Annotated in this window: 7 protein-coding genes and 1 pseudogene; 4 read left to right on the forward strand and 4 right to left on the reverse strand. The window is 65.5% G+C overall.

Annotated features, from left to right (window positions below; all coding sequences use genetic code 11):
* Nucleotides 1–273 (reverse strand): annotated as a pseudogene (locus tag BRAS3843_RS19170) (hypothetical protein); the annotation flags it as partial.
* Nucleotides 274–656: 383 nt separating this feature from the next.
* On the opposite strand from BRAS3843_RS19170, the gene pncA reads away from it, so the two are divergent.
* Nucleotides 657–1373, forward strand: a complete 717-nt coding sequence (gene pncA / locus BRAS3843_RS19175) for a bifunctional nicotinamidase/pyrazinamidase (RefSeq protein WP_008970657.1) — start codon at nucleotides 657–659, stop codon at nucleotides 1371–1373.
* Nucleotides 1374–1455: 82 nt separating this feature from the next.
* Here pncA and grpE read toward each other — a convergent pair whose 3' ends face one another.
* Nucleotides 1456–2079 (reverse strand): nucleotide exchange factor GrpE, encoded by a 624-nt coding sequence (gene grpE, locus BRAS3843_RS19180; RefSeq protein ID WP_008970658.1) that lies wholly within the window; start codon nucleotides 2077–2079, stop codon nucleotides 1456–1458.
* 134 nt (nucleotides 2080–2213) lie between these two features.
* Nucleotides 2214–3302, reverse strand: coding sequence for a heat-inducible transcriptional repressor HrcA (gene hrcA / locus BRAS3843_RS19185; protein ID WP_008970659.1), 1089 nt, complete (start codon nucleotides 3300–3302; stop codon nucleotides 2214–2216).
* Nucleotides 3303–3450: 148 nt separating this feature from the next.
* Between hrcA and rph the strand changes: the two genes are divergently transcribed.
* The 3 genes from rph to hemW are packed head-to-tail and all read left to right on the forward strand — an operon-like array spanning nucleotide 3451 to nucleotide 5949.
* Nucleotides 3451–4164, forward strand: coding sequence for a ribonuclease PH (gene rph / locus BRAS3843_RS19190; RefSeq protein WP_008970660.1), 714 nt, complete (start codon nucleotides 3451–3453; stop codon nucleotides 4162–4164).
* Nucleotides 4165–4169: 5 nt separating this feature from the next.
* Nucleotides 4170–4805: an RdgB/HAM1 family non-canonical purine NTP pyrophosphatase gene (gene rdgB / locus BRAS3843_RS19195; protein WP_008970661.1), complete on the forward strand. Its 636-nt coding sequence runs from the start codon at nucleotides 4170–4172 to the stop codon at nucleotides 4803–4805.
* Complete coding sequence (gene hemW / locus BRAS3843_RS19200; RefSeq protein ID WP_008970662.1) at nucleotides 4792–5949, forward strand: radical SAM family heme chaperone HemW; 1158 nt, start codon at nucleotides 4792–4794, stop codon at nucleotides 5947–5949. Before rdgB ends, hemW begins: the two co-directional genes overlap by 14 nt.
* Before the next feature lie 2 nt (nucleotides 5950–5951).
* Here the strand turns inward: hemW and BRAS3843_RS19205 are convergent, their stop codons facing one another.
* Entirely contained in the window at nucleotides 5952–7157 is a 1206-nt protein-coding gene (locus BRAS3843_RS19205) for a penicillin-binding protein activator (RefSeq protein WP_035982185.1), read from the reverse strand.
* Between the last annotated feature and the right edge of the window lie 277 nt (nucleotides 7158–7434).

The following is a 7434-nucleotide window of genomic DNA, read 5'->3' on the forward strand; positions in this document are numbered from 1 at the left end:
TGGAGCGCGCCGCCCAGCGCGACGCCGGCAGTAGGCGAAGGCCGCCATCGGCGGATTGATCTCAACGATATCGCGGTAGAGTTGCTGGCCGTCCAGCATGCGTTCGCCGACCACCAGAAGCCAGCTCACGTCGGTATTCAAGGGAACGACCTGTCGCATCAGGATCGCGAGGACGAACACAGCGCCGATCAAAAACCACGGCGTCCATACCAGCCGTTCGCGACCAGCCTGAGCCAGCGCGTGGCGGGATGCGGCTTCTATTTCCGAGCTCATGGATCGGTCCTTCAAGGGGATCGTTCCGCGCTGGTGTCCCGACTCTGACCTTCGTATCGGTTCGCCGCTGGTCCGCTTATGAACCCAGAGTCGAAGGATACGAGCAGAATCAAGTCGCTAACGCGGCTTTGGATCTGACATTCGCCTGGCCCGGGCGCGGCGTACCGAAGCGAATGTCAGATCCGCCACCCTAGCGGGGGTTGGTTAAAGCGTGATTTTTGGATGCGGCGGCCGGCGATGTCGGCACGGTAAGAATTCACGGAACGAAGCCGCCGGCCAACTAGCCGGATCGAGCTCGCTGCAGCCGGCGTTGCCGCCAAATCGAACTTTACGCTCCCGTGTGAAGCTGGTTTGCTGTCGCTTTCCAACGAGAGGGGAGCGCCATGTTGGACCGACGGCAGATTGTTCGGGGTCTTGGGATTTCCGCGCTTGCGACGCTCGCCGCTGACAAGGTGTGGGCGGCCGACGCGATCAAGCCGGATGATGCCTCAGTGCTGCTGGTGATCGACGTGCAGAACTGTTTCCTGCCCGGCGGCAGCCTGGCGGTCAAGGACGGCGAACAGGTGGTCCCGGTGATCAACCGGATCGCCAAGGCGTTCACGAACGTGGTGATGACGCAGGACTGGCATACGCCGGCCCACATCTCATTTGCATCGACGCATTCCGGCAAGAGGCCGTTCGAGGTGATCGATCTCGCCTATGGCAAGCAGGTGCTGTGGCCGGACCATTGCGTGCAAGGCACCGACGGCGCCGCGCTATCGAAGGACCTCGCGATCCCGCAGGCCGAGCTCGTCATCCGCAAGGGCTACCACAACGACGTCGACAGCTATTCGGCATTCACGGAGGCGGATGGAAAGACCACCACTGGTTTGGCCGCCTATTTGAAGGCGCACGGCATCACCAGTGTCTTCGTGGCGGGCCTTGCGACAGATTTCTGCGTGGCCTGGACCGCGCTCGATGCGCGGAAGGCGGGCTTTACGACGTTCGTCGTGGAAGACGCGTGCCGCGGGATCGACACCCAGGGTTCGCTCGCCAAGGCCTGGGCCGATATGGCGGAGGCGGGCGTCAAGCGCATCCAATCCGCCGATATCGCAGCCTGAAACTCCGCCGAACTGATCTCAAGAAGAAAGGGCCACGGACGATATCCGTGACCCTTTCAAATCTTCGTCGTGTGCACCGAGACTAGAACGCGCCGTTCGATTCGTCCGTGCTTGCCGCGCTGGGGGCAGCTTTCGGGCCGCCTTTGGACACGCCGACCAGCGCCGGCCGCAGCACGCGCTCGCCGATCGTGTAGCCGGACTGAACCACCTGAACCACCGTGCCTGACGGCACCGACGGATCGGGGACCTCGTACATCGCCTGATGGAAGTTCGGGTCGAACTTCTGGCCCGACGGATCAAGCCGCTTCACGCCGTTCTTCTCCAGCGTGTTGTGCAGCGAACGCTCGGTGAGCTCGACACCTTCGATCAGCGCCTTCAGGCCGGGATCGGCTGCGGCGCGGGCTTCCGCCGGCACCGCATCGAGCGCGCGCTGCAGGTTGTCGGCGATATCGAGCACGTCGCGGGCAAAGCCGGTGATGCCGTACATGCGCGCATCGGCCACTTCGCGCGCGGTTCGCTTGCGCAGATTTTCCATCTCCGCCAGCGTGCGCAGCATCTTGTCCCGCGCCTCGGCGGCCTCCTTGGCCAATGCCTCGGCCGAGCCCGGCTCGGGATCGTCGGGCATCACATAGGGCTTGGAGACGACGGGTTCGCTGGCCTGCCCCGGGTTCGCCGGATCATTGTTCTGCAGGTCGGGATCGGTCATGGACAGACTTCTCGCAAAATCAACAGGAAGGGTGGTGTGCCGGCCGGGATATCGTGCTTTGGGCACCGAAAATCAAGCACAGCATGATCCACACCGGCGAAAGGCCGGCAGGTTTGGTACATTGTTGCCCGCGATCAGCCACCGAGCAGCCGGCTGACCAGACGCGCGGCGTAGTCGACCGTCGGGATCACCCGCGCATAATTCAGACGCGTCGGACCGATCACGCCGAGCACTCCGACGATGCGACCTGTCGCATCAGTATATGGCGCGGCGATGGTCGAAGATCCCGACAGCGAAAACAGCTTGTTTTCCGAGCCGATGAAGATGCGGACCCCATCCGCATGTTCGGCGCGGCCGAGCAGGTCAATCACACCGCGCTTGGTTTCGAGATCATCGAACAACCGGCGCACCCGCTCGAGATCGTCGAGCGCGTGCAGGTCCTCCAGGAGGTTGGCGTGGCCCCGAACGATCAGCTGCCTGTCGTCATGGTCGCCGCCCGACCAGCTCGCAAATCCGGCGGCGATCACCTTTTGGGTCAGTTCATCAAGGTCGGCGCGGTCCTGCGCCAGTGCGGTCTCGAGCTCCAGCCGCGCCTCGGCCAGCGTCCGCCCCCTGATCCGCGCATTGAGGAAATTCGAGGCTTCGGTCAACGCGGAGGACGGAACCCCAGGCGGCAAGGCCAGCACCCGGTTCTCGACCTGGCCGTCTTCGCCGACCAGCACCACCAGCGCCCGTTCCGGCTCCAGGCGGACGAATTCGATGTGTTTCAGCCGCGAATTGGACTTGGCCGTGAGCACCACGGCGGCGGCCCGCGTCAGGCCGGAGAGCCGGGTCAGCGCCTCGTCCAGCGCCGCCTCCACCGATTGAGCCCGGCCCACGGATGCCAGCTGGCTCTGGATCGACTGCCGCTCGGCTTCGGTCATGTCGCCGATCTGCATCAGCGCATCGACGAAAAAGCGCAGGCCGAGCTCGGTCGGCAGCCGGCCGGCGGAGGTATGGGGGGCAAAGATCAGGCCGAGCTGCTCGAGATCGGCCATGACGTTCCGGACCGAGGCCGGCGACAATGGAACCGCGATCAGGCGCGAGATGTTGCGCGAGCCGACCGGCTCGCCGGTCGCCAGGTAACTCTCGACGATCTGCCGGAAAATCTCCCGCGAGCGCTCGTTGAGCTGCGCAAGCCCGGCCGGCGGCGTCATCAGGTTGATCGGATCGTGCTGGGCCACCAAATACTCCCTCTCAACTGCCCATAATTTGTCCATGCGGCGGCCCGGTGGCAAGCGGTTGGGCGGCGCGATTAAAGCCTTGCCGGTCCCGTTTGCCCCTCCTACAAGGCCCGGGCATTCCGACATTCCCCTGCTTCGGAGGATTTCCATGCGGCCGAGCCGCCGTGCACCGGACGAACTGCGCACCGTCAGCCTGGAACGCGGCGTGGTCAAATATGCCGAAGGGTCCTGCCTGGTGAAGTTCGGCGACACCCACGTGCTGGTCACCGCCACGCTGGAGGATCGGCTGCCGCCTTGGCTGAAGGGGCAGGGTCGCGGCTGGGTCACGGCGGAATACGGCATGCTGCCGCGGGCGACCTTGGAGCGGACCCGGCGCGAGGCCTCGGCCGGCAAGCAGAACGGCCGTACGGTCGAGATTCAGCGCCTGATCGGCCGCTCCTTGCGAACCGCGATTGATCTCGAGGCGCTCGGCGAGCGCCAGATCACGGTCGATTGCGACGTGTTGCAGGCCGATGGCGGGACCCGAACCGCCTCCATCACCGGCGCCTGGGTCGCGCTCGCCGACTGCGTGAAATGGATGAAAACCCGCAATATGCTTAAAGCCGAGGTGCTGCGCGCCAATGTCGCTGCGATCTCCTGCGGCATCTATAACGGCACTCCGGTGCTCGACCTCGATTATGCCGAGGATTCGGAGGCCGAGACCGACGCGAATTTCGTCATGACCGGCGACGGTCGGATCATCGAGGTGCAGGGCACGGCCGAGAAGACCCCGTTCACCGAAGCCGAATTCCTGTCGCTGATGGCGCTGGCGCGCAAGGGCGTGGCGCGGCTGGTCGACCTGCAGAAGCTCGCGGTGGCCTAAACAAGATGCATCGCCCAATCGAAGGCCGTCTGGTCATCGCCACCCACAATCCCGGCAAGCTCGTCGAGATGCGCGAGCTGTTGGCGCCGCATGGGGTGGAGGCCGTCTCGGCCGGCGAGCTCGGGCTCGGCGAACCGGACGAGACCGGCGAGACCTTCGAGACCAATGCGCGGATCAAGGCGGTCGCGGCCGCAAACGCCGCGCAGCTGCCGGCCTTCGCCGATGATTCCGGCATCGTGGTCGAGGCGCTGGACGGCGCACCCGGCATCTACTCCGCGCGATGGGCAGGACCGGGCAAGGACTTCACCGCCGCGATGACCCGGATCGAACGGCTGTTGCAGGAACGGGGCGCGACCACGCCGGAACAGCGCCGCGCGCATTTCGTCTCCGCGCTCTGCGTAGCCTGGCCCGACGGCCATATCGAAGAGGTCGAGGCGCGCGTCGACGGCATCCTGGTCTGGCCGCCACGCGGCACCGCTGGCTTCGGCTATGATCCGATGTTTCAGCCCGATGGCCATGACAGAACGTTTGGCGAGATGACGGCGGTCGAGAAGCACGGCTTGCCGCCGCTCGGCCTCGGCCTGTCGCACCGGGCCCGCGCCTTCGTGAAACTTGCGGAGATCTGCCTTGACCGGCGCTGACGCATCCGCATTCGGCGTCTATGTGCATTGGCCATTCTGCCTGTCGAAATGTCCCTATTGCGACTTCAACAGCCATGTCCGGCACGTCGCGATCGACCAGGAGCGGTTCGCGCGCGCGTTTGCGCGCGAGATCGAGACCACGGCCGCACGCATCGGACCGCGCGATGTCACCTCGATCTTCCTCGGCGGCGGCACACCATCGCTGATGCAGCCGCAGACGGTCGGCGCGATTCTCGAAGCCATCGGCAAGCATTGGCACGTTGCCAATGGTGTCGAGGTGACGCTGGAGGCGAATCCGACCAGCGTCGAGGCCACGCGCTTTGCCGGCTATCGCGCGGCCGGGGTGAACCGCGTCTCGCTCGGCGTGCAGGCGCTCGACGACGCATCGCTGAAAACGCTGGGCCGTTTGCACACGGCCGACGAGGCGATGAAGGCGGTCGCGATCGCCCGCTCTGCCTTTGATCGCTACTCCTTCGACCTGATCTATGCCCGTCCCGATCAGACGCCGCAAATGTGGTCGGGGGAGCTGGAGCGTGCGATCGGTGAAGCGGCCGAACATTTGTCGCTGTATCAGCTCACGATCGAAGAGGGCACGCCGTTCTTCGGCCTGCATGCCGCCGGCAAGCTGAAGACGCCGGATGAGGGCTTGGCGCGCGCACTTTATGACGTGACGCAGGAGATCTGCAGTCGTCATGGCCTGCCGGCCTATGAGATCTCCAACCACGCCCGGCCGGGCGCGGAATGCCGGCACAATCTGGTCTATTGGCGCGGCCAGGAATATGCCGGCATCGGACCCGGCGCGCACGGCCGCCTGGACGTTAACGGCGTCAGATATGCCACGGCGACCGACAGACGGCCGGAAGCCTGGCTGATGCGTGTCGAAGCCAACGGCCACGGCGTCATGACCGATGACACGCTCAACCGCGAGGAACGCGCCGACGAATTTCTGCTGATGGGGCTGCGGCTCGCCGAGGGCATTGACCCCAAGCGCTATGCTGCGATCTCAGGCCGCGCGCTCGATCCGCGCCGGATTGCGCTGCTGCGCGAAGAGGGCGCCATCATGGTCGATGCCGACGGCCGGCTGCGCGTGACGCAGGAGGGTTTCCCCGTGCTCGACGCGGTCGTGGCCGATCTCGCCGCCTGAGCTCAGGTCGCGCCAAAGCTCTTCGGTGACCCCGCAACCGCCTGGCCGCCGGCGGAGGCGACGCGCATCACGGCAAGGCCGCGCTCATTGGTGCCATCGGTGCGGAAGCGGAACAGGCCGTCGATGCCGGCAAAGCCGGACGCGTTGGTGAGCACGTCAGGCGCGAAGCGTTGCGGGCCTTGGGTCCGCGCCAGCGCGGCCACCAGCGCCACCGCATCATACGCAAGCGTCGCGGTGCGCACCGGCTCCGAGCCGAAGCGCGTGCGATAGCGGCCGGCAAAGGCGCGGAATCCGGACGGATCCGGCGCGGCATACAGGCCGCCCTGCAGGCTCGCACTCCCATAGACGCGCGGATTGTCCCATAGCCCGGTGCCGACCAGCTGAATATTGCGCAGATTTGCGCCTGCGGCCGTCAGCGCGTCGGCGGTGGCAACGACTGCGTCGCCGTCGTCGGCGAGGAACAGCGTATCAGCGCCACCGAGCGACTGTGCGACGGCCCGTGCTGATGCGGTGCGGTCGCCGGAATATTTCTCGAACGCGACGATGCGGCAGCTCCCCTTGCGGCTGATCGCGGACTTGAAGGCACCTTCGACGACGGTGCCATAGGCATTGTCTGGTAACAGCGCCGCGAACGATCGTTTGCCGATCCCGGCGGAATATTCGACGATCCGGTTGACGTCGGACTCGGGAAGAAAGCTCAGGAGATAGACGCCGCGCCCGGCGACGCTGGAATCGGTCGAGAATGCGATCACCGAGACGTTGCGCGCCCGGGCCACCTGCGCGGTCGGTGGCACGGACCCGGCAAACAGCGGTCCGAGGATGATCTCAGCGCCCTCGTCGCAGGCCTGCTGTGCACCTTGTTGTGCACCTTGCGGGCTGCCGGCATCGTCCTTGATCAGGAGCTGGATGTTGGGGTTCTGGAACTCGGCCAGCGCCATCTCGGCCGCATGCCGCATCGACTGCGCGGCTACCCCAGCATTGCCGGCGGCGGAAAGCGGCAGGATCATGCCGACCTTGACCTGGCCATTGCCTGCGACGGTCGGCTGCTGCGGCGGGCCGGCGGGGCCCGCCTGCTCGAACGGATTGGACACGCTGGAACACGCCGACAACAACGGCGCGCCGAGAAGGAGACCCAACGCCGTTCGCCGACCAATCCGGGTAGGTTCCGGCCTCGAAGCGGCTGAGTTGGGATCAAGCGGGCCTGCCATGGCATCTCTTCAGCTTGGCCGGAGACCGGCCAGGATTGATCTGCCCCCCGCACTGACATGGGGGGTGGATTCAGGCATATTGTCGGCGAATGGTTAACCAAAACAAAAGGATTAGAGGACCCCACAACTGGTCGAATTCACCGTTTTGCGGCCCATTTAGGCGACCGCGGCACGTCGTGAACGCGGGTGGCATTCGCCGGATCCACCCTCTAGATTGACGTGATGGGCGCAAAGGCAATCCCGAACACACCGGCCGACGACGGCAACACGGCCGCAG

Source organism: Bradyrhizobium sp. STM 3843, from assembly GCF_000239815.1.
Lineage (GTDB): Bacteria > Pseudomonadota > Alphaproteobacteria > Rhizobiales > Xanthobacteraceae > Bradyrhizobium.